At 40.8% G+C, this 20647-nt stretch carries 15 protein-coding genes; 11 read left to right on the top strand and 4 right to left on the bottom strand.

Features of this window, described 5'->3' with window-relative positions; translation table 11 throughout:
- The first annotated feature begins 11 nt into the window (after window positions 1-11).
- From MuYL_RS11190 to MuYL_RS11210, 5 genes are all read left to right on the top strand, one after another.
- Window positions 12-569 (top strand): phage tail protein, encoded by a 558-nt coding sequence (locus MuYL_RS11190; RefSeq protein WP_094570654.1) that lies wholly within the window; start codon window positions 12-14, stop codon window positions 567-569.
- Window positions 570-595: 26 nt separating this feature from the next.
- Window positions 596-1759: an ABC transporter substrate-binding protein gene (locus MuYL_RS11195; RefSeq protein ID WP_094570655.1), complete on the top strand. Its 1164-nt coding sequence runs from the start codon at window positions 596-598 to the stop codon at window positions 1757-1759.
- A 10-nt stretch (window positions 1760-1769) separates the two neighbouring features.
- Complete coding sequence (locus MuYL_RS11200) at window positions 1770-5984, top strand: beta strand repeat-containing protein (protein WP_094570656.1); 4215 nt, start codon at window positions 1770-1772, stop codon at window positions 5982-5984.
- A 24-nt stretch (window positions 5985-6008) separates the two neighbouring features.
- Window positions 6009-6923, top strand: a complete 915-nt coding sequence (locus tag MuYL_RS11205; RefSeq protein ID WP_094570657.1) for a PorP/SprF family type IX secretion system membrane protein — start codon at window positions 6009-6011, stop codon at window positions 6921-6923.
- 572 nt (window positions 6924-7495) lie between these two features.
- Window positions 7496-8029, top strand: coding sequence for a hypothetical protein (locus tag MuYL_RS11210; RefSeq protein ID WP_094570658.1), 534 nt, complete (start codon window positions 7496-7498; stop codon window positions 8027-8029).
- A 180-nt stretch (window positions 8030-8209) separates the two neighbouring features.
- Here MuYL_RS11210 and MuYL_RS11215 read toward each other — a convergent pair whose 3' ends face one another.
- Window positions 8210-9403 carry a pyridoxal phosphate-dependent aminotransferase gene (locus MuYL_RS11215; protein ID WP_170309745.1) on the bottom strand — a complete coding sequence of 398 codons (1194 nt, stop codon included), beginning with the start codon at window positions 9401-9403 and terminating at the stop codon, window positions 8210-8212.
- 357 nt (window positions 9404-9760) lie between these two features.
- Here MuYL_RS11215 and MuYL_RS11220 point away from each other — a divergent pair, with 357 nt between their 5' ends.
- Genes MuYL_RS11220 through MuYL_RS11235 form a run of 4 tightly spaced genes read left to right on the top strand, consistent with a single transcriptional unit; the run spans window position 9761 to window position 13088 of the window.
- The gene (locus MuYL_RS11220; protein ID WP_094570659.1) at window positions 9761-10732 is read left to right on the top strand and encodes a cation diffusion facilitator family transporter; all 972 of its coding nucleotides are present in this window, start codon (window positions 9761-9763) and stop codon (window positions 10730-10732) included.
- Complete coding sequence (locus MuYL_RS11225) at window positions 10732-11172, top strand: NUDIX domain-containing protein (RefSeq protein WP_094570660.1); 441 nt, start codon at window positions 10732-10734, stop codon at window positions 11170-11172. The genes MuYL_RS11220 and MuYL_RS11225 overlap by 1 nt, the downstream gene beginning before the upstream one ends.
- Window positions 11169-12434, top strand: coding sequence for an adenosylmethionine--8-amino-7-oxononanoate transaminase (gene bioA / locus MuYL_RS11230; RefSeq protein WP_094570661.1), 1266 nt, complete (start codon window positions 11169-11171; stop codon window positions 12432-12434). The genes MuYL_RS11225 and bioA overlap by 4 nt, the downstream gene beginning before the upstream one ends.
- Window positions 12435-12470: 36 nt before the next feature.
- A complete protein-coding gene (locus tag MuYL_RS11235; protein ID WP_094570662.1) occupies window positions 12471-13088 on the top strand; it encodes a hypothetical protein in 618 nt (205 codons plus the stop codon).
- A 64-nt stretch (window positions 13089-13152) separates the two neighbouring features.
- On the opposite strand, the gene MuYL_RS11240 is transcribed toward MuYL_RS11235, so the two are convergent.
- From MuYL_RS11240 to MuYL_RS11250, 3 genes are all read right to left on the bottom strand, one after another.
- Window positions 13153-13785, bottom strand: coding sequence for a DUF4412 domain-containing protein (locus tag MuYL_RS11240; protein WP_094570663.1), 633 nt, complete (start codon window positions 13783-13785; stop codon window positions 13153-13155).
- Window positions 13786-13858: 73 nt separating this feature from the next.
- Window positions 13859-15958, bottom strand: a complete 2100-nt coding sequence (locus tag MuYL_RS11245) for a ComEC/Rec2 family competence protein (RefSeq protein WP_094570664.1) — start codon at window positions 15956-15958, stop codon at window positions 13859-13861.
- 32 nt (window positions 15959-15990) lie between these two features.
- Entirely contained in the window at window positions 15991-16326 is a 336-nt protein-coding gene (locus MuYL_RS11250) for a MerR family transcriptional regulator (protein ID WP_094570665.1), read from the bottom strand.
- A gap of 149 nt (window positions 16327-16475) precedes the next feature.
- Here MuYL_RS11250 and MuYL_RS11255 point away from each other — a divergent pair, with 149 nt between their 5' ends.
- Window positions 16476-18353: a transglutaminase-like domain-containing protein gene (locus MuYL_RS11255; RefSeq protein ID WP_094570666.1), complete on the top strand. Its 1878-nt coding sequence runs from the start codon at window positions 16476-16478 to the stop codon at window positions 18351-18353.
- Complete coding sequence (locus MuYL_RS11260; RefSeq protein WP_094570667.1) at window positions 18350-20584, top strand: DUF3857 domain-containing protein; 2235 nt, start codon at window positions 18350-18352, stop codon at window positions 20582-20584. The genes MuYL_RS11255 and MuYL_RS11260 overlap by 4 nt, the downstream gene beginning before the upstream one ends.
- The last annotated feature ends 63 nt before the right edge of the window (window positions 20585-20647 follow it).

Below are 20647 nucleotides of genomic sequence, written 5' to 3' on the forward strand. Positions count from 1 at the left end.
CCAATAGCCTTATGGATCCATATTTAGGATGTGTAATCATTTTTGCGGGCAACTTCGAAATTCGCGGATTTCGGTTCTGCTCAGGTCAATTACTACCTATATCACAAAATACAGCTTTGTTTTCTCTACTTGGCACTTATTACGGTGGCAACGGAACTTCAAACTTTGCCCTGCCAGACCTTAGGGGACGCGGCGCGATAGGACAAGGACCGGGGCCAGGCCTAACTGAATATGTGATCGGTGAAAGTGCAGGAGAGGAAAGTGTTACTTTATTAAGTGGTAATATTCCTGTGCACACTCACCTGGTAAATGCATTTAACGGATCAACAGTAGCAACAGCTTCTAATTCACCGGCTAATGCTTTTTTTGCTGAAGGACCTAAGGCCGGTGGCATTAGCGGAAAAGCGCCGAACTACTATTTGACTCCCGGAGTGCCAAATGTGACTTTAAACCCGCTGGCTGTTGGGGTCAACCCCGGTGGAGGCTCAATTCCTGTACCTGTGATGCAGCCTTTTTTGGCAGTAACTCATTTAATAGCAATGAACGGAATTTTCCCTCCAAGAAACTAAATGTTAATATATAAACTATCCTGCCAATGACAGGACCTATAAAAATAGGAATATTGACGCCGTTTTCCGGCATTTATCCCTATTACGGACAACACCTGATGGCAGGCATGCTATTAGGAATATACCCCGGTGCTGCAAAAAAAAATGAAATACAATTTATACCGGTGTACACTAAAATGGGCGATCCTGCCAGTGTACTTGAAGCCGTAAACCGGTTGGTATTTTTTGAACAGGTTGATATTATTTCGGGATTAATTAATTATCAGTCAATCCCTGAAATCATTCCTGTGATAGAACGCCACAATAAACTGGGTTTTTTTGTTGATATGGGTGAATATATTCCCTGGTTCAACTACCTAAGCCCGAGGGTTTTTTACTCGTCACAGCAAATTTGGCAAACACAATATGCCTTAGGTAACTGGGCTGCTAAAGAATACGGTGACGGCGGATTGATGGTAATGACATTATATGAGGCCGGTTATCATATCAGCAACGCTTTCCACAAAGGGGCAATAGATGCTGGTGTAAACAGGTTGAATATGCACGTAATACCGCATGATAAAAACAACCCGAAAAATTTGGATCTTGATGATTTTTTCGAAAAGATCAAAAAAAATCCACCTCCATATGTTCACGCAATTTTTGCCGGAAGCATTGGGAACGATTTTTTGCAGAAGTGGAAAGAGTCGGGGTTTCATAAAAAAATCCCGCTGGTAGTTGTGGAAAATATGGCTTACGATGACCTGTTGGAAGATGCTGCTGGTTTAGATCTTGAATTCTTTTCAGCAAGTACCTGGAACCGGAACGACGAAAATGTGCGCAATGCTGAATTTGTGAAACGGTTCGAAAAAACGGGTGGGCAAATGGCAAACGTGTTTGGGTTGCTGGGATACGAAATAGGCCTTGCATTACGGGAAATTAAACCGCTAATTCAAAAGAGGGAGTGGAGTAAAATTTGTGATTTGCTGCAAAAGGAGTCGATAATAGGACCCAGGGGCGAACGTAACTTTTATCCGGCATCGGGCTTTTCCCTTCCGGTAACAGATATTGTAAGTGTTAAAACATCAATAAATAAAATATATAAAACAGTAATAGGCCAGGGCAAAGGTTTGAAATTTGATTCGGAGGCGTTTAAAGACATCCACGAAGGAAGTGTAAGCGGCTGGCAAAATCCATATTTGTGTATCTAAGAAAAAGGTTATGAAGAAAATTTTTACAAAAGTTTATTACGCTGCTGCAGTAATTATCCTTTTTTTGGGGGCAACGCTCTCTGTTAACGCGCAGTACACTGCTAAAACTTTAGCTGCTAATGTATGGTCATCGGCGGTCGCCAAAGACGGAAGTGGTAACGTATATGTTGTAGAGGCCATTACAAAGAATGGATTTAACGACTATGCAAAGGTTTTAAAATACACTAATGGCACAGGCAGCCCGGCCACTATATATACCGGCAATGCTATACCTTTTAGTAATGCTGATGGACAAACTGATGATTATGCTTTTGGATTGGCTGTAACCAGTAATGGAGATGTGTATGTAACTACCACAACAAATTATACAGGTACACCGGCGTTTTATGGTAATATCATCAAGTTGACAAATAATTCGGGTACGTATGCTGCGTCAACATTCTTTACCGGCACTGCGGATCTTGCAGGTTTTACTTCACTTGCGGTAGATGCAAGCGATAATCTTTATTGCCTTCGTTATCATGCCAGTTCTTCAGCAGGGCCAAGCGGATCATACGAGGTTGTTGAATTTCCGGCCTCCGGAGGTGTTCCTTCAACCAGCGGTGCAACTGTAATTTATAATCAGTTATACTTAAACGCCTTATCGTCAGCTGACGGTTACAGCAACATAACCGGACTTGCAATTGACCCTAGCGGAAACATATATGTAGCAGATGCATTTGATATTACTTCGCCGGCCACAGACGGGGGCCATGTTTATAAACTTACAAAATCGGGAAATACTTACACGCCCTCAACTTTTACAACCGGAAAAAGAACCAGGGCTTTGGCAACTGATGCAGCAGGAAACGTTTATGCTACAAACGGAACAAGTGCAGGCAGCGCTTATTCACTTGTTGAATATGCGGGCGGCTCAAATGCATCTCCGCTCACGCTTTACACCAATTTTGGTACCGATGGTAATTTTTATCCTTTTGGCATTGCGGCATTAAGCAGTAATAATATTTTTGTTGCCGATGGCAGCGAAGGCGGTGGTATTGATGGTAGCCTGGTGCAATTATTTGGGCCTGCATCAACTGCTGCAACAGGTGTTAGTTTTTCAAGTATAGGTGCTACAACGGCTACTGCCACATGGTCAGCTAACGGTAACGGAACTTCAAGGGTAGCATTCATAGCTAACGCATCTACCGGTAGTCCCGCACCTGTTAACAGTACTACTTATACAGCTAATGTAAACTTTGGTTCAGGTACCCAAATTGCTAGCACTGGTTGGTATTGTATTTATAATGGTACAGGTTCTCCTGCCAATGTAAATCTTACTGGTCTTACTGCCGGTCAAACTTATAGGGTGATGGTGTTAGAATATAACGGGGTGGCCGGCGCTGAAAACTATCTGCAAACTACAGGAACAAACAATCCTAATAATTTCACAGCACAGTCGCCGGTGGCCATAACTTCTTTGGCCCGCGCAGGAGCAACACCTACTAATGCATCATCTGTTTCTTACACGGCTACTTTTGCAGGATCAATAACAGGTTTAACTGCCAGCAATTTCTCATTGACCACTACAGGTGTTAGCGGTGCCAGCATAGGTACCGTAACCGGATCAGGAACAACCTGGACCATACCGGTAAGTACAGGTACAGGCGACGGTACAATTCAATTAAACCTGGCGAATGCAACCGGAGTATCGCCGGGAATAACTACAAGTTTGCCTTTCGCCGGTGAGGTTTACACGATTGATAAAACCCCTGCGACACTTACCTCAGGCTCTTATTTTAGCAATAACGGCAACAGCTCGCAGTATGCTAAGGTAGGCGATAATATTACTTTGAGCATTGGATACAATGAAGTTTTGCAAAGCCTGACCATGACAATAGGCGGCCACGCGGTAAGCGTTACCCCATCGAACGGTAACAAGAACTGGACAGGTGTGTATACGGAGACTTCGGGAGATACGGAAGGCAATGTTCCATGGACGCTTAGCGCTACCGATCTGGCGGGCAACATCCGGAATTATTCCAATACAGATTTTGGCACGGTGCTGATATTTGATAAAACACCTCCTGCAATTAACATAGGTGCGCCAACACCGGCAATAGCAGGTAACGGCGCCGGAAACCCGGTAACTTACGCTGTTACTTACAGTGATGCCAACTTTAATTACAGCACCCTGTCAACCGGCGACATTACGTTGAACGCAACCGGTACGGCTACAGGCACGGTCAGCTTAAGCGGCTCGGGCCAATCATACACGGTAACGGTTTCAAATATTACCGGCCTGGGTACCCTTGGCATATCGATAGCTGCTGGTACCGCTGCTGACATTCCGGGCAACATATCCGTTGCGGCGGGACCATCAGGAACATTCAATGTAGTATCAGCAGATGCAACACTGGCAAACCTGAGTACAACAGCCCCCGGCGGCTTTACACCAGCATTTGATGCGGCTACTACCAGCTATACAGCTGCTGTACCAAACAACACAACTACTACCACGGTAACGCCAACTTCAACAGATGCAGCTGCAACTATCCAGGTAAGAGTAAACGGTGGCAGCTATGCTGCAGTAAGCAACGGCGCCGCTTCCGGAGCACTGGCACTAAACGTCGGCAGTAACCCAATTGATGTTCTGGTAACAGCAGAGGACGGTGCAACGACAAAAACCTATACAATTACCGTAACCCGGGCCCCTTCGATCAATGCGCTTTTAAGTTCGCTTACATTTAATCCGTACCTAAAAGCTGTCACCGTATCTGGCCCAGATTACAGGGATTACATTAGTTCAGTTGCCAATTCAGTTAGCTCAATTACCGTAAAACCGGTAACACAGGACCCAACTGCTACGGTAACAGTTAACGGTACTACTGTAAGTTCAGGCACTTCATCAACCCCAATAGCACTTAATATCGGGGCAAACGTTATCACCACAGTGGTAACTGCACAGGATGGTGTTACCCAAAATACCTATAGTATTACAGTAACGCGCCAGGGTGATGCACTGTTAAGTTCGTTAAAGTTTAGCCCGCCGTTAACTATTACTCCGGTGTCAGGTCCTTATTTTAAGAATTACGTAGGATCATTAAACAGCTCGGTAAGTTCGGTTCAGGTAATGCCGATAGCAGAGGATCCGACCTCAACTATAAAAGTTAACGGCGTTACGGTAGCTTCAGGTGCTACGTCTGATCCTGTAGCATTGAATATGGGCGCGAATACCATCAATACTGTGGTAACAGCTGCGGATGGGGTTACGACGAAAACCTACAGCATCGTAATCACCCGTACTTACAGCACCTTGCTAACCTCGCTGAAATTTAACCCTTACATAAAGGCCGTCACCGTATCAGGTACTAATTATAAGGACTATACCGCCAATGTAAGCAATGCAGTAAGTTCCGTAACAGTAACACCGGTTGCCCAGGATCCAAGTGCTACTATCACAGTAAACGGCACTACTGTAGCATCAGGGACAGCCTCGGCTTCAATCCCGCTGAATGTGGGTGATAATACAATTACTACGATAGTAACTGCACCAGATGCATCCGGGACACGTACTTACAGCATTGTTATAACAAGAGGCGTAAATGCGCTGTTGTCATCGCTAACTTTCAGCCCGAGAATCACGACAACCACGGTAAGCGGCCCTGATTACAGAGATTATACTGCAACGGTAAACAATACGGTAAGCTCAGTAACGGTAACACCAGTAACGCAGGATGCTACCTCAACGGTAACAGTGAACGGCACACCGGTTACTTCCGGCACCGCGTCATCAGCTATTTCTCTGAACGAAGGTGATAATACGATTACCACAGTAGTAACAGCGAAGGACAATACCACCACCAATACCTATAGCACTGTTATCACCAGGCTAGCACCGCCGGTAGTTGCCTCTACTTACGATGCAACGCTGGTAGCTGTGGCCCCGGTAAGAACACCTGATATACAGGTACACCAGAACGTATCACCGAATGGTGACGGAAACGGTGACGTGTTGAAAATAGACGGAATTACAGCTTACCCTGAAAATACGCTACAGATTATGAGCCGGAGCGGCGCTTTAGTTTACGAAGCGAAAGGGTATGACAATGCGACAAAAGCATTTGACGGGCATGCCAGCACAAACGGAAAGTTGCAGGAGCCGGGTACTTATTTTTACTCATTGGATTATAAGGTAGGCAAAGACGTAGTTCACAAAACAGGGTTTATTGTATTAAAATATTAAAAATTCAGACAGGGAAAAAGAGGTATGCGTGTAAGAACTGTAGTAATGCTGTTGGTTTTGTTTTGGTTGGGGAGAGGGGAGCAGTTGAAAGCACAAAGTCAATCCTTCAGCTTTACACAGTACATGGATAACCTGACGCCGTTTAACCCGGCTTATTCGGTGCTTGATCAGGCTTATTCTGTAAATACAATGGCTAAAAAGCAATTTGTAGGAATAGATGGCGCCCCGACTACGCTTTTATTAAATGGCAACGTGCCTATTGAATCTATCAACGGAGCGGCCGGACTTATTATTTTTAATGACAAGATTGCAATAGAGCACCAAACAGAAGTAAACGCCTATTTTTCAAAGGCGATACAATTGGGGCAAAGCGACTACCTTGCCGTATCATTAAATGCAGGCATTCGAAACTATGTGGCTAATTACTCGACACTTGGACCAGAAGATCCTTCGTTTGCTAATGATGTCAGACAAACAAGGCCTAATATCGGCTTTGGTGTAATGTATTTTACTGACTGGTATTACCTGGGAATATCTGCGCCGGAACTAACAATAACCAGCCTTGGAACAGCATCTGTACAAAGTACTTATAACTTTAGAAGTCACTATTATTTTACAGGAGCACTGCTGGCAGATTTGGGAGAGGATTTCAAGTTAAAGCCATCGGTATTGGTTTCTTATGCAAAGGATGTCCCGCTGGTAGCGGATATCTCCGGCATTTTTTATATGAAAGAAACGCTGGGGCTTGGCGCCGGATACCGTACCAGTCAGAACCTGGCTGCAGGAATTATTACACTAAACCTTGATCAGGTGCATATTGGTTATAGCTACCAGTTTGGCACTTCATCAAGTAATCTTGGCGGGTTCAATTTGGCTACACATGAAGTAACACTCAGTTACCGGTTCGGTAAGGGTATCACCAAACGGAAATTGTTGTAAAATAAATCACATCAAAAAAACGCAGCTTTCATCAAACGATAGCTGCGTTTTTTTTTGCGGCAGGGCTTATGGGTCGGAAGTACCGCGACAGCCTTGATCTTTATATAAGTGTGTTTAAGCACCGCCTAACTTGAAGCAAACCGGTTTTAAATTATAGGTCTCGATATGAAAAGGACAAATAAGTATCCTGTTGAAAATTAATCAGCATGCTGATTCGCGGGTCAGTAAGTGGTGCAAGTTCTGGTTTATGTGGCAATCCGTTGCTTCAAAAGTACATTTTTGACCTTTTTACTCTTCAATTTATAGGCTGCATTTAGTCTTAGCTGCCAAATTCAATCCCCTTTAAAACAGAGTGATATTAAGAAATTGTAAAGTGATTATGCTGACTTTCATGTTGTGAAAATCAACTGATAATCAGTAGTTAACTCGTTGACAATTGTGGATTACTATTGTTGATAATTTGATAAGTAAAATGCTTTTACATAAAAAAGACATTGGAATTGGTATAGTGGCAACATATTTGTCTACCTGGTGTGTATAGAATTATCTATTATTTCACTAAAATCACAACAATGAAAAATTCAACAAAATGGATAGCAACGGTAGCAACTGCTGCGGCTATATTTTTCTCCGTAAATGTAAAAGCACAAACTACTGATAAAAGCGCATGGCGTTTAGGTTTTGGGGTTGAAGGCGGTATCCCTACAGGGAGCCTAAATACTTCGCCGGCATACTCGAAATTTGAGTTAGGCGGAACAGCGAGGTTGCAATATGGAATACAAAAAAACCTTGCATTAACACTAACTTCCGGTTATTACAACTTTTTTGCTACCCAGGCAGCTAAAGATGTAGGTGGCGAAAGCTTTGGTGTTGTCCCTGTAAAAGTTGGGGTAAAAGGGTTCTTTACAGAAAACTTATACTTTGGTGCAGAAGCAGGTGCTGGTTTTGAAACCAAATATGACAAGAATACAAAACTTATTTTGTCTCCGGCATTTGGATGGGCTAATAAATCATGGGATGTGGGCGTTCGTTACGAAAACCTTTCGGGCCAGAGCGATAGCTACGGTATTGTAGGTTTGCGTTTAGCTTACGGGTTTTCACTATAATTTCCTCAAATAATATCGTAATAAAAAACAACAAAGTCGCCTGACGATTAATCGTCAGGCGACTTTGTTGTTTTTGAAATACTAACTTAAGATCGGTGCAAGAAACCGGGGGAATAAATAAAAACGCCCAATTGACGATATGTCCTTTGGGCGTTTTACTATTTATGAACAGCTATCTGTTTATTTCAACTTTCCTAAAGCTTCCTTTACTCTTTTCATCGCTTCAATCAACTTGTCCTCGGCCGCAGCATAGCTTATGCGGATAGATTTTTTATCGCCAAAAGAATCACCGCCAACGGTTGCAACGTGTCCTTCTTCTAATAAGAAGATGCTCAGTTCATCAGCATCGTTAATTGTTTTTCCGTTATAGCTTTTTCCGAAAAATGAAGTTACGTCGGGGAAAAAGTAGAATGCTCCTTCGGGCAGGTTTACTTTTATGCCATCAATTTCTTTTAATAAGCTATAAACCAGGTCGCGGCGCTTTTTAAAAGCTTCGCGCATTTCTAAAACAGATTCAAGTCCGCCTTCGTAAGCGGCAATCCCGGCGCGCTGTGTAATTGAACAGGTGCCAGATGTAATTTGTCCCTGCATTTTATCACAAGCACTTGCAATTTCTTTATTTGATGCAGTGTAGCCAATTCTCCAGCCCGTCATCGCAAAGGCTTTTGACCATCCATTGATAATAATCACGCGATCTTTAATGCTATCAAACTGCGCAATTGACTCGTGTTTGTCAACAAAGTTAATATGCTCGTAAATTTCGTCAGATAAAATGTAAACCTGCGGATGTTTTTCAAAAACTTTGGATAATCCTTCCAGTTCGCTTTTACTGTAAACACTGCCCGTTGGGTTACATGGCGATGAAAACATAAAAAGCTTGGTTTTGGGCGTTATAGCTGCCTCAAGCTGTGCTGGTGTTATTTTAAAGTCCTGCTCAACAGGTGCTTCAATAAAAACGCTAACACCTTCTGCAAGTTTTACAACTTCAGAGTACGAAACCCAATAAGGGGTAGGAATAATTACTTCTTCGCCAGGGTTAACTAAACATAACACCGCATTGGCTATTGCCTGTTTGGCTCCTGTTGAAACTACGATTTGGCTGACATCATAATCAAGCCCGTTCTCATTTTTGAGCTTGGCTACAACCGCTTTCCTTAGTTCAGGGTAACCTGATACTGGAGTATAATACGTGTAATTCTGATCCATGGCCTGTTTGGCAGCTTCCTTTATATGCTCCGGGGTATGAAAATCAGGTTCGCCGAAGCTAAGGCTGATCACATCTACACCTTTTGCAGCAAGTTCGCGGCCCATTTTGGCCATTTTAATAGTCGCTGATTCAGACAGGTTATTGATCCTGTTACTTAATGTACTCATATAATTTTCTCTTATTGCGGCAAATATAGAAAAACTCCTATGTCCTAAGTAATTAGTGTTAAGAGTTTTATTCCTTTTGATGAAGAAAATGCGTGATTGCTGTTGCTTAATTTTAGAAAAAACTAAATATGATCTGTTTTTTTAATCTTATTACTCAAGAATTTCAATCGTTCTGCTTAGTGCTTTACAAAACTCTTAATTCTTTAATACATTTTGATTTTTTTGGCTGACAAGAAATTACCATATTAACTAAAAGCGCTAATGCTCAAACCATTCGGCTGTATTTCACCACTTAAAGTTAAAAACTATAAACTTAACAGTTAAAATATATATTTTTGCGCCCTAAATAATATAGTTTTGAGAGAGCAAAAAAGGATTATACTAACGGCATTAATAGTAGGTGTAGTCTTGATGCTTGCAAAATTTGGAGCTTATTTTTTAACGGCATCCAACTTTGTACTTACTGATGCAGCCGAAAGTATTGTTAACGTACTTGCAAGTTCTTTTGCATTTTTTAGTATTTACCTTGCCGCGCAGCCACGGGACGAGAACCACCCATACGGGCATGGTAAAGTGGAATATTTTTCAGTTTTTATAGAAGGCTCTTTAATTGGCATCGCCGCAATTATCATTATTGTAAAGTCTGTTTATGGAATTTTTTATCCAAATGCCATCCATGACCTTTTAACAGGCGCTACCATAATAGGAGCAACGGGTGTTATTAATGGCGCGTTGGGTTACTACATGATAGGCAAGGGTAAAACATTGCAGTCAATCACCATTGAAGCTGACGGCAGGCACCTGATGGCGGATATGGTTACCAGTGTTGGTCTTGTAGTTGGCTTGTTGTTAATTCATTTTACCAACGTACTCTGGTTAGACAGCGTATTGTCTATATTAGTTGCGCTCTATATTTTGTTCAGCGGGTATAAACTGGTAAGGCGGTCGGTTTCCGGGCTGATGGATGAGGCTGACTTTGGTGTTGTAACTGAAATAGTAGCAGTATTAAATGAAAAAAGAAAAGAAGAATGGATCGATATTCATAACTTTCGTGCACAAAAATATGGCAATGAACTTCATATTGACTGCCATTTAACTTTACCAAACTACTTTGACCTTAATAAGGTTCATGACGAGGTAAAATCAGTAGATGAACTGATAAACAGGGAAGTAACAAAAACCGAACTGTTTATTCACGTTGACCCTTGCCTGCCCGAATGTTGCCATTATTGCAACGTGCCAAATTGCCCAATTAGGACCGAAGCGAAGACCGAGGACATAACCTGGACGCTGGACAAAATTATCCGCAACAAAAAACACTTTGAATAATGTATCCATTTAACGTACGTGTTTATGGCATTTTAGTAAACGATGCCGGTGAAGTACTGATCAGCGACGAGCAGGAATATGGCATGCGCTTTACAAAGTTTCCGGGGGGCGGCCTTGAGTTTGGCGAAGGCTTGATTGATGCATTAAAACGCGAGTTTTTGGAAGAATGTAATATAAACGTTGAGGTAATTGATCATTTTTACACCACGGATTTTTTTATAAAATCGGCCTTTAATGAGTCACAAATAATAAGTGTTTATTATCACGTTAAGAATAGTGATCCTATTAATTTTAATATAAAAACAGTTGCATTTGACTTTGACGGGGAAGGGGATGTGCTGCAGGCATTTAGGTGGGTTAAACTGACGAACCTGAATCCGGAAGATTTTATTTTTTCAACAGATAAATGTGTTGTTGAACTTTTGATAAAAGATATATGAGCTTGGTTGACAGGGATTTAAAAGTAATTTGGCATCCTTACACACAGATGAAAACTGCTTTGCCTCCGATACCTATTGTAAGAGGTGAAGGGGCGTGCCTTTATGATGAAAGCGGTAAGAAATACATAGATGCTGTATCCTCCTGGTGGGTTAATATCCACGGTCACGCGCATCCGCACATCGCAAAAAAGGTTTCTGAACAATTAAATAAGCTTGAACATGTGATATTTGCAGGCTTTACGCATGAGGGCGCCGTTGCATTAGCAGAACGCCTGCTCACTTTGTTACCCGGCAATCAGCAAAAAGCTTTCTATTCAGACAATGGCTCAACTGCTATTGAGGTGGCTATAAAAATGTGCCTGCAATACTGGCATAACAAGGGCGAAGGGCGCACAAAGATACTGGCCTTTAAAAATGCGTACCATGGCGATACCTTTGGTGCTATGGCCGTAAGCGGGCGCAGTGCTTTTACCGCTGCATTTGATTCATTATTGTTTGAGGTAGAATTTATTGATCTGCCAAACAAAGAAAATATAGCCGAGCTTAAATCTCAGATCTCAGGTCTTAAATCAGAACTTGCCTGCTTCATATTTGAACCTTTGGTACAGGGTGCTGGCGGAATGCTGATGTATGAAGCCCAATACCTGGATGAATTAATGAAGCATTGCCGCAATGAAGCTGTATTAATGATTGATGATGAGGTATTTACAGGGTTTGGCCGTACCGGGAAGTCATTTGCCTGCTATCATGTAACCGAACAGCCGGACATTATGTGTTTTTCAAAAGGGCTAACGGGAGGCACTATGGCTTTAGGTATGACTACCTGCAGCCAGCAAATCTACGACGCTTTTTTATCTGACGACCGGTTAAAGACGTTGTTTCACGGCCATTCCTTTACAGCTAACCCAATTGCGTGTGCAGCCGCATTAGCAAGCATGGATCTTTTTATGGAGCCTGCAACACAATCTAACATCAATCGAATATCGACATCCCACAAGGCATTTTTAGATAAGATCAAACATCACCCTAAAGTTAAAACGGTAAGACAAACCGGAACTATCGTGGCCCTGGAATGGGAAACGGGAAATGATACTTCCTATTTTAGTTCACTGAGGGATACTTTATACCAGTACTTTTTAAATGCCGGAATTATATTGCGCCCATTGGGAAACATCATTTATATTTTACCCCCGTATTGCATAACTGATACCGAGCTGAGTTACATTTATAGCAAAATTATGCAAGCGCTGGAGGAAATTTAATCCTTCCTCAGTTGGTGAACTTCAATAATAAAACTTATGGAATTAAATAAAATATTGCCTTTAATAATAGCTGATAAAGTATTGCATTCCAAGTGGTTAAATACTTTGTCGTTAATGGAAAATACAGGTGCGCGCAAGATCTCGGCCAGTGAGGATCCGCTTACCGTTACCTATATTATCCTGAAGCATGCTGCTGAAGAGCACCGTCATGCTTTTTATTTGAAAAAACAAATAGAGAAAACCGGCGAAAATGTATGTCCAACTTATGCCCCTGAGTTTCTATTGGCTCCGGCTTACAGTAAGTATTATCTTAACCAGCTGGATACACAGGTTAGCAGGTACCTGAAGCAGGCATTAAAACTTGAAGGAAAAGAACTGCGTTTTGGCGCATACCTGCTGGTAACCTACGCTATTGAAGTACGTGCGGACGAACTTTACCCGGTTTACCAGGAAGCGCTGGAAAATGCAGCGAGTAAGGTTAACGTAAAATCAATAATATTGGAGGAAGAGGGGCATCTGGAAGAAATGATAAGTCAGCTAAAAAGGTTTTCGCCCCAATGGGAGGAACACGCTCAAATAGCCGTTGATTACGAGAGCCGGCTATTTACTGATTGGGTGAATGCCCTGGCGAAAGAATTAATCTTTGCAAACTAAACTACAGGTAAACAGAAGAGCCGTTTACTTTTAGGCAAACGGCTCTTCTAGTAAATTCTATTAATTACTGGGCGCTCAAATCAGCCATTGAACCTCTTGTGTAGTCTTTACCTATTCCAAATGTTCCGGCAGGTGCTTTTGTATCAGCTATACTTGTAATAGTAATACTGGTTTCCTGGCCTTGCTGAAATGCAGTGTACTGAACCGGGAAGCCGCCAATTTGTTTGTAATAAACCGGCATAGCGGTTTCAGGAACAGTAAAATCGTTGGTAATCCATACATCGTAAGCTTTGCCGCTTTTGGTGTCTTTAGCTGTTACTTTTTTACAGTTAAAGCCAGAGATCTGCTTGGTTTCAGTACCCGGAGTAAACGTAAAACTTGGAAGCTGACTCATCGCTTCTTCAACTTCTGCCGGAGTAGCAATGCCTGCTTTTTTTATTCCTGCAACCGGAACATCAAGTACTACTGCAAAAAAATCATGCTTTGCGTTACTTAATATTTTTACATTAGCCGGCCCCATAGTTATCAATGCTGCAGTTGAATCAGCATTAAAGTATTCTTTTACTTCGGCAGGTTGTCCGCGCATTTCGGTGCTAAATGATACAACACCTTCGGTGTATTTTTTTTGTGCACTTGCACTAAACGCAGTTGCTGTAAGCGCTACGCCCAGGGCAACGTTAAAAAGTTTGATATTCATATTGTAGTTTATTTTAATACAATTTAGATTTTTAATAGCTCAGATACAAATTTTCCTGATCTTTCTTTTGTTTTTAATTAGATACCGTAACCATTGAAATGTTACGTTTTAGTATTTTATAACTTACATTTTTATTTTTAGCATCAATTTTAAGCTTATTTATATAATTGTCGCTGTTAGTGCCATCTGCTATAATTAGCTTATAATCAAATATATTGCTGATTGCTGTTAAACCGGCATGGGGGTTACCGGTAAGATAAAGATAATCGAATTTTAATTTAGCCGCCTGGGAATCATCCGCTGGGTGTGCATTTATTAAAAATAGTTTGGTATTTAAAAACTGTACTGCTCCTCCGTTTTTCGCGAGCCATGCCATTTTAATATTTTGATAGAATGTTAAAGTTCTTGTATTGTTAACCTGGCAACTATCAAGGTAAGGTTGAATGGCATATTGATAGGTTTTATCTGTATCGCGCAGGTCGGTAAGTACAATTGCCGCGTTGCCATTTCTGAAAACGATAGCCTTGTGCTTATTTATACTTAGCCAGGCTATATTGTTACCGGCAGTATTTCGTATCCGCTTTAAGCTAACAGAAATGCTAAAGAGCAGCGTACAAACCATCAAAATTTTAAGAACCCACTTTTTCTTATCGTACAAAAAATAAAACAGGCTGATAATAATTGCGTAAAGTAGCAAATACTCCGCTGTGGTTACCCAAATTTTTGTAATTGAGGCAAAAGGTAAATGCTCCACCCGGGTTAAAAATTTATTCATCAGCAGGATTGAATTTTCCAGTACAAAGGCCAACGCTTTTGATGCATAAGGTATTTGCGGCAGCAGCAGGTATAAAATGCCCGAATACATGATCACCATTGTTGGCAATACGATAAATAAGTTGCTCAATAAAAAGTAAACCGGGAATTGGTGAAAATAAAAAGCGCTTAAAGGAAAGGTAATAACCTGTGCCGCTACAGATACCGAGCAGGCAGCCCATAATTTGTCGGCCAGTTTGTTTTTAAACGTCAGCCAGTTATATACCACCGGCTGAAAGACAATTAATCCAAAAACGGCAAGATAGGACAGCTGAAAACCGACATCAACAATATAAAGCGGGTTATAAAGCAACAATCCGAAAGCAGAGATCGCCAAAATATTTAACGTATTAATATAACGGCTGTAAGTTTTACCGACAACAACCATGCTGATCATTACAGCAGCCCGGCAAACCGCCGGCGAAAAGCCAGTAAGTAATGCATAATACCAAATTATAGCTATAATAATTATGGCTTTGAGCAATTTGCCATACTTGAACCTATTTAGGAAACCCAGCGCAAACGCCAGCAACAGGTAAATGACTGCTACGTGGGCACCCGAAACGGAAAGCACATGTACCGTTCCTGTTTTTGAGTAGGCCTGTAATACATCATTGCTCAGATCAGTTTTATAACCCAATATCAGCGTGGATGCCACTGCGATGGCATTGGTATCGCGCATGTTGCGCTTTAGCTTTCCTATCAGGTTTTTTCTTAGTTTTAAAGCGTAACTTACTATGGCATTGCCTTTTCCGAACGCTAATAGTTCATATTGTTTAGGGAATAAAAAAGACTGGTAATAGATGTTTTGGTTAGCCAGGTATCTTTTATAATTAAACTCAGCGGGATTAAACGGCGGGTTTACCGCTGCGTATTTTGCAGGAATCAATAGTTCATCACCGTAAGTGAGGTCACTTTCCTGGTCTTTTAAAGCTAAAAGCAAAGTACCGGATGATGGGGTGCTTTTACCGTTGTTTACAGTTTCTTCAACAGTGGCAATAAATCTGATCCAGCCATTTTTAAGAATAGGTTCATTATTGATCTTTACAACAAGATACTGTGCGCTAGCCTTCGAAAAATGGTGGTTGTTGTTAAGCTCGTTATTTCTGATAACACTGATAAAACCCGATAAAAATAAAATGCAGGTGATCAGTATGCCGCCAATCCACCTGGATCTATAAAGCCCTATCTTTGTGTAAGTTAAATTGAGTAAAATAAATATTAAGCTCAGCGCAAAAAATAAAACGGTGAGCAGGTTGATGTTGGATAAGGTGGAGAAATTAATAGCTAAACTAATTCCCAATATAAAGGGAAGCAGCAGGATAAGGAAAGGTATTTCGCCTTTGTGTTTGGCTATCATATAGAAAATAAAGATAGCTTTTCAATCAGAAATTACAACTGGTCTCTAACCTCTATCAAAAACTTTTTAAGACTTTCCAAAGAGCTGATTACCCGATGGCTGTCTTTACTATCAGCCATATTGTTTTTTAAATATTCTTTTGCTCCGTTCAGGGTGTAGCCTTTATCGCGGATGAGATGAAAGATGATTTTCAGGTTCTCAATGTCTTCAGGGGTAAAGTAACGATTCCCTTTTTTGTTCTTCTTGGGCTGCAGCACATCAAACTCTTTTTCGTAAAACCTTATGAGCGATTGGTTTACATCAAATAGGATGGCGACCTCACCCATGGTATAGTACATCTTGCTGATTTCCCGTTCTTTATATGGCATGTACAAATGTAATTGTTTAATTGGAAGTGCGGAAATCTGTGGACTGAAATTTCAAAAACAAGTGCTGGGAAATATAATTCCAATCTTAACTTATTTAGCTTTTTTCACGTAGAAATTGTTTTACCTTAGGGAACCCTGACCCAAAAAATATGATTAAACCTTTACTTCTTTACTGTGCACTGTTGTTTGTTGATTTACAGGCATTTGCCATTCCCGCTGATTCTTCAGTTACTATTACATCCGCAAAAAATAATTACCAGTTTATTTATAACGCAAAATTAGCCAGAATTGAGGTTAAATATTTGCTTAATACAGTTTACACCAGTAATAATTATTTGGTAAGTCTCCCGGTTTCTGAAAATTACAATGACCAGGTAACAATTAATGACGTTGAATGCAAAGTAGATAACCATACACCGAAAGATTTTCAGCCTAAATATTCTTACTACTCTGTTAATGATGTTTTTTATTCTGATGAACGGATCTGCTATTTCCCGCTCCTCCTCCAGAAGAAAGGTAGTACCGCAAACGTTACTTTTACTGAAACAATTGCAGATCCGAGATATTTAACTTCGGCCTATTTTTCTGATAGCTACGCTGTTAAAAAAAGAGATGTGATTTTTAAAATTCCGCGATGGATGAATGTTGAATTAAAAGAAATGAACTTTAATGGTTACAACATTACCGAAACAACCACATACAACAAAGGAGATGATGCCGACATTATAACTTATACAGCGGTTAATTTACCTGCTTTTAAAACCGAGGAAAACAGCCCCGGGCCCACATATATTTATCCGCATATATTGATCTTATCTAAGTCGGCTAAAGCGGGCGGCAGGGATTTCAGGTATTTGGGCACGGTAGAAGATATGTACACCTGGTGTCATGGCTTAACTAAGGAAGTTATTAATGATAAGGCCGTATTAAGTGCCAAGGCTAAAGAGCTTACCGCGGGGCTAACGGCTGATATGGATAAAATTAAGGCGCTGTTTTATTATGTACAGGACAATGTGAGGTACATAGCTTTTGAAGATGGCATGGCAGGGTTTAAACCTGAAAAGGCCGACGAGGTGCTGCGTAAAAAATATGGTGACTGTAAAGGGATGGCAAACTTAACTAAGGAACTGCTTACTGCTTCTGGTTATGATGCCAGGTTGTGCTGGCTGGGGACGGATCACATTGCTTATAACTATCAAACGCCATCGCTGGCTGTAGACAACCACATGATCTGTGCTTTAAATTTTAAAGGAAAGTTCATTTATCTTGATGCTACTGAAACCTATCTTGGCCTTAATGAATATGCTGAAAGGATCCAGGGCCGCGAGGTGATGATGGAAGACGGCGAGCATTTTGTTTTAAACAAAATTCCATATGCATTGCCGGCTCAAAATTATGATTTTGAAACCAGCAGGCTTACAATCAATGGCACAAGCCTTGATGGAAGCGTAAAACACCTGTGGAAGGGTGAAGAAAAGGAATCGGTGTTAAGTGGATTGAGTAATATAAAAAAGGAAAAGGCTGACGAGGCTATGAACCACTATTTGTCAAACAACAATAATGATTATGCTATAAAAGAATTGAACCTCTCCAGCACAGACAATGTTGATAAGGACCTTACTGCTGCTTACAAACTGGAGTACAAAAATGCCGTATCATCATTCAGTAAGGCTTATTACGTTGACCTGGATTTTAAAAAGGAATTTTTAAATTCAGCAATAAAAACAGATGAACGAAAACATGATTACTGGTTTGAGTACAAAACAAACCTTTATAAGGAAACTGAATTGACGCTTCCTGCGAAATATAAAGTAAGCAGCGTGCCGGCCCCACTTAATATTGTAAACCCCGACTATGAATTTCATATAACGTATGACAGCCAACCGGGTAAAATTATCTACAAAAAGAACCTTTTAATAAAAAATACCCATTTGACTGTTTCTAAATTTGCGCAGTGGAATAGGGATATTGAACAACTTGCTAAAACTTACAACGAAAATATAACGCTTAAACCTATCTCTGAATGAAAAAATCTTTACTGTTAATAATTTGTTTAATATCATCTTTTGCTGCTTTAGCCCAAAGCGCCAAAGAAAAAGCGGCCTACATAGAGAAGGCAGAACAATTGAAAACTGAGGTTTGGGGTAACCCGGTTGCTGAATTTAAATCAACCACGGCTCCGGCCAATTTTAGTAAGGAAAGTGCTGTTATACTGGCACGGTCGTTCAGTTTATCAAGGGCTTCGAGTGGAAAGCTTAAATTTGGAAGGGCAATAGGAGTTACAACCCGCACTACAAAATTCAGTATATTTCACGAAAGGGTTAAGATCAATGATAAAACCGCATTGGAAAGCTTCTCGACACTCGCCTACCAAAAACGGCTCGATAAGACTACCTCCCAGCTATTCGCAAGGTTTGCCAATGTAAATAACACTTTTATTGGCGCTAAGGTATTGAAGCCGGGCGGCAAGGAGTTAATTGTAAATACCAGCGAAGAGGTTTTAACAAAAAATGAGGCTAAAGATCAGAAAGGTAAGCTTGCCATTCCTGATCTGCAGGTTGGCGACATACTCGACTATTATATTTGTAAGCAAGACATAGCAGATAAGGAGGAAGGGAATTTGTATAAGGATAACGACAACCTGTTTTTCCTGGTGGATGAGTATCCTGTGTTATACTATAGCATAGAATACCAGTTCAATAAAAAGATCAAGTTTAAAACTATCTATGCCAATGGTGCCCCGCACTTTGAAGAAACCCGCAACAGCGAAGGCGATCAAATATTGAGTCTTAAGCTTACCAATATTCCTAAATATCAAAGCCAGGTATGGATTTCAGGATTTCGCCAATATCCTTACATAGAGATAGGAAGCGCTTACGACGATCCTATTGACAAAGTGGTCGAAAAAAACAAGTTTGAAGGCAAAACAGCCATGCTTCAGGCGCAAAAATATAATTTTGAAAAAAACTTTATCGAAAGGGAGCATCTTTTTATGGACCTTGTAGTTAGTGTTAAAGAAAATTTCAAAGATAAGAAATCATTAAAGGCAGCTTCGGCAGACAGTGTTGCAAAAGTGCTTTATACCAAATGGAAATTTAATACCTTTTGCCAATATATACCGACTGACCTTGAGGATCTCTCCGGTATGAAATACCGTGCAGCGGCAAGCAGGGTTAATACAACAAACATTTCTTTTGCTTTAACTGAGATGAAGGTTGATCATGATGTTTTATTGGTAGCATCACGCAACGGCAATTTTTTGGATAACGTTTTTAATGCAGAAGATTTTGAGGCACTTATCCGTATAAATGGAAGCACGCCGGCATACCTGTGTTTTGATGATATTGTTACCCATTACAACGAGATCCCGGCACGGTTTCAAGGCGAGAAAGTGATTGTGCTGCACCCAAAGCGGAAGAACGATCATGAATACGATTTTACTGAAAGTGAAGCGATATTGCCGGTAATTGCAGCTGATCAAAACTACATTAATGAACAATTAAATGTAAGCCTTTCTGGCCCCGACCAAAAGAAATTAGCCATTGAAAGGATAGTTAAAGAAAAAGGTGCGTTAAGGCATGATGATCAAAAAGATCTGATGCTTGCGGATGAGATTGATATAGCTATGACGGACGCAGCGGCCGGCATTCCCATTGAAAAGCGTTACAAAAGATTTGAGGGCATGAAGAAATTCCCCGCACAGGTGAATGAAACATTTGCTAAGGAACACAGCAGCAGGGATAAATATTACAGCGACGAGATAAAAACAAAATTTAGCCAGGAACCACAGAAAGTAACCGACTGCAAAATAATAAATACAGCCGTTAACAATTCCCGTCCAATATTTGAATACAGCGAGAAATTCGAGTTAGATAATTTGGTGAAAAAAGCAGGAAATAATTTTATTATTGATGTAGGTAAGTTAACCGGTGGATTTTTGAAGATTGAAGAAAAAGATAAGGTACGCGACAAGGATGTTTATATGCCCATGGCGCGCAGTTTTAAATACACCATTACTATTGACATACCAAAGGGTTACGCAGCTAAAGGCATGGAAGAGCTTACGGGCACCAAAGCTAATAAAACGGGCTCTTTTACATCATCAGCTACGGTTAGCGGCGACAAGCTTCATGTAAGTGTTAACCGCGTTTATACCAATAATTTTGAAAAAGCTTCAGATTGGCCAAATCTGGTTGCTGTAATAAATACGGCAGCAGAATTTGACTCAAAGAAAATACTGTTTGAAAAGGTTAATTAAACTGTAAAAAAATTAGGGTTATTATGCACCTGCTTCTGAAATAAAATATTGTCGTCAAATTTG

It is taken from the genome of Mucilaginibacter xinganensis (assembly GCF_002257585.1).
Lineage (GTDB): Bacteria > Bacteroidota > Bacteroidia > Sphingobacteriales > Sphingobacteriaceae > Mucilaginibacter > Mucilaginibacter xinganensis.

What these genes read in the sequence shown, in the direction of transcription:
- MuYL_RS11190 (WP_094570654.1), top strand. Translation starts at nt 12, where the DNA reads ATGGATCCATATTTAGGATGTGTAATCATTTTTGCGGGCAACTTCGAA.
- MuYL_RS11195 (WP_094570655.1), top strand. Translation starts at nt 596, where the DNA reads ATGACAGGACCTATAAAAATAGGAATATTGACGCCGTTTTCCGGCATT.
- MuYL_RS11200 (WP_094570656.1), top strand. Translation starts at nt 1,770, where the DNA reads ATGAAGAAAATTTTTACAAAAGTTTATTACGCTGCTGCAGTAATTATC.
- MuYL_RS11205 (WP_094570657.1), top strand. Translation starts at nt 6,009, where the DNA reads ATGCGTGTAAGAACTGTAGTAATGCTGTTGGTTTTGTTTTGGTTGGGG.
- MuYL_RS11210 (WP_094570658.1), top strand. Translation starts at nt 7,496, where the DNA reads ATGAAAAATTCAACAAAATGGATAGCAACGGTAGCAACTGCTGCGGCT.
- MuYL_RS11215 (WP_170309745.1), bottom strand. Translation starts at nt 9,403, where the DNA reads ATGAGTACATTAAGTAACAGGATCAATAACCTGTCTGAATCAGCGACT.
- MuYL_RS11225 (WP_094570660.1), top strand. Translation starts at nt 10,732, where the DNA reads ATGTATCCATTTAACGTACGTGTTTATGGCATTTTAGTAAACGATGCC.
- bioA (WP_094570661.1), top strand. Translation starts at nt 11,169, where the DNA reads ATGAGCTTGGTTGACAGGGATTTAAAAGTAATTTGGCATCCTTACACA.
- MuYL_RS11235 (WP_094570662.1), top strand. Translation starts at nt 12,471, where the DNA reads ATGGAATTAAATAAAATATTGCCTTTAATAATAGCTGATAAAGTATTG.
- MuYL_RS11240 (WP_094570663.1), bottom strand. Translation starts at nt 13,785, where the DNA reads ATGAATATCAAACTTTTTAACGTTGCCCTGGGCGTAGCGCTTACAGCA.
- MuYL_RS11245 (WP_094570664.1), bottom strand. Translation starts at nt 15,958, where the DNA reads ATGATAGCCAAACACAAAGGCGAAATACCTTTCCTTATCCTGCTGCTT.
- MuYL_RS11250 (WP_094570665.1), bottom strand. Translation starts at nt 16,326, where the DNA reads ATGCCATATAAAGAACGGGAAATCAGCAAGATGTACTATACCATGGGT.
- MuYL_RS11255 (WP_094570666.1), top strand. Translation starts at nt 16,476, where the DNA reads ATGATTAAACCTTTACTTCTTTACTGTGCACTGTTGTTTGTTGATTTA.
- MuYL_RS11260 (WP_094570667.1), top strand. Translation starts at nt 18,350, where the DNA reads ATGAAAAAATCTTTACTGTTAATAATTTGTTTAATATCATCTTTTGCT.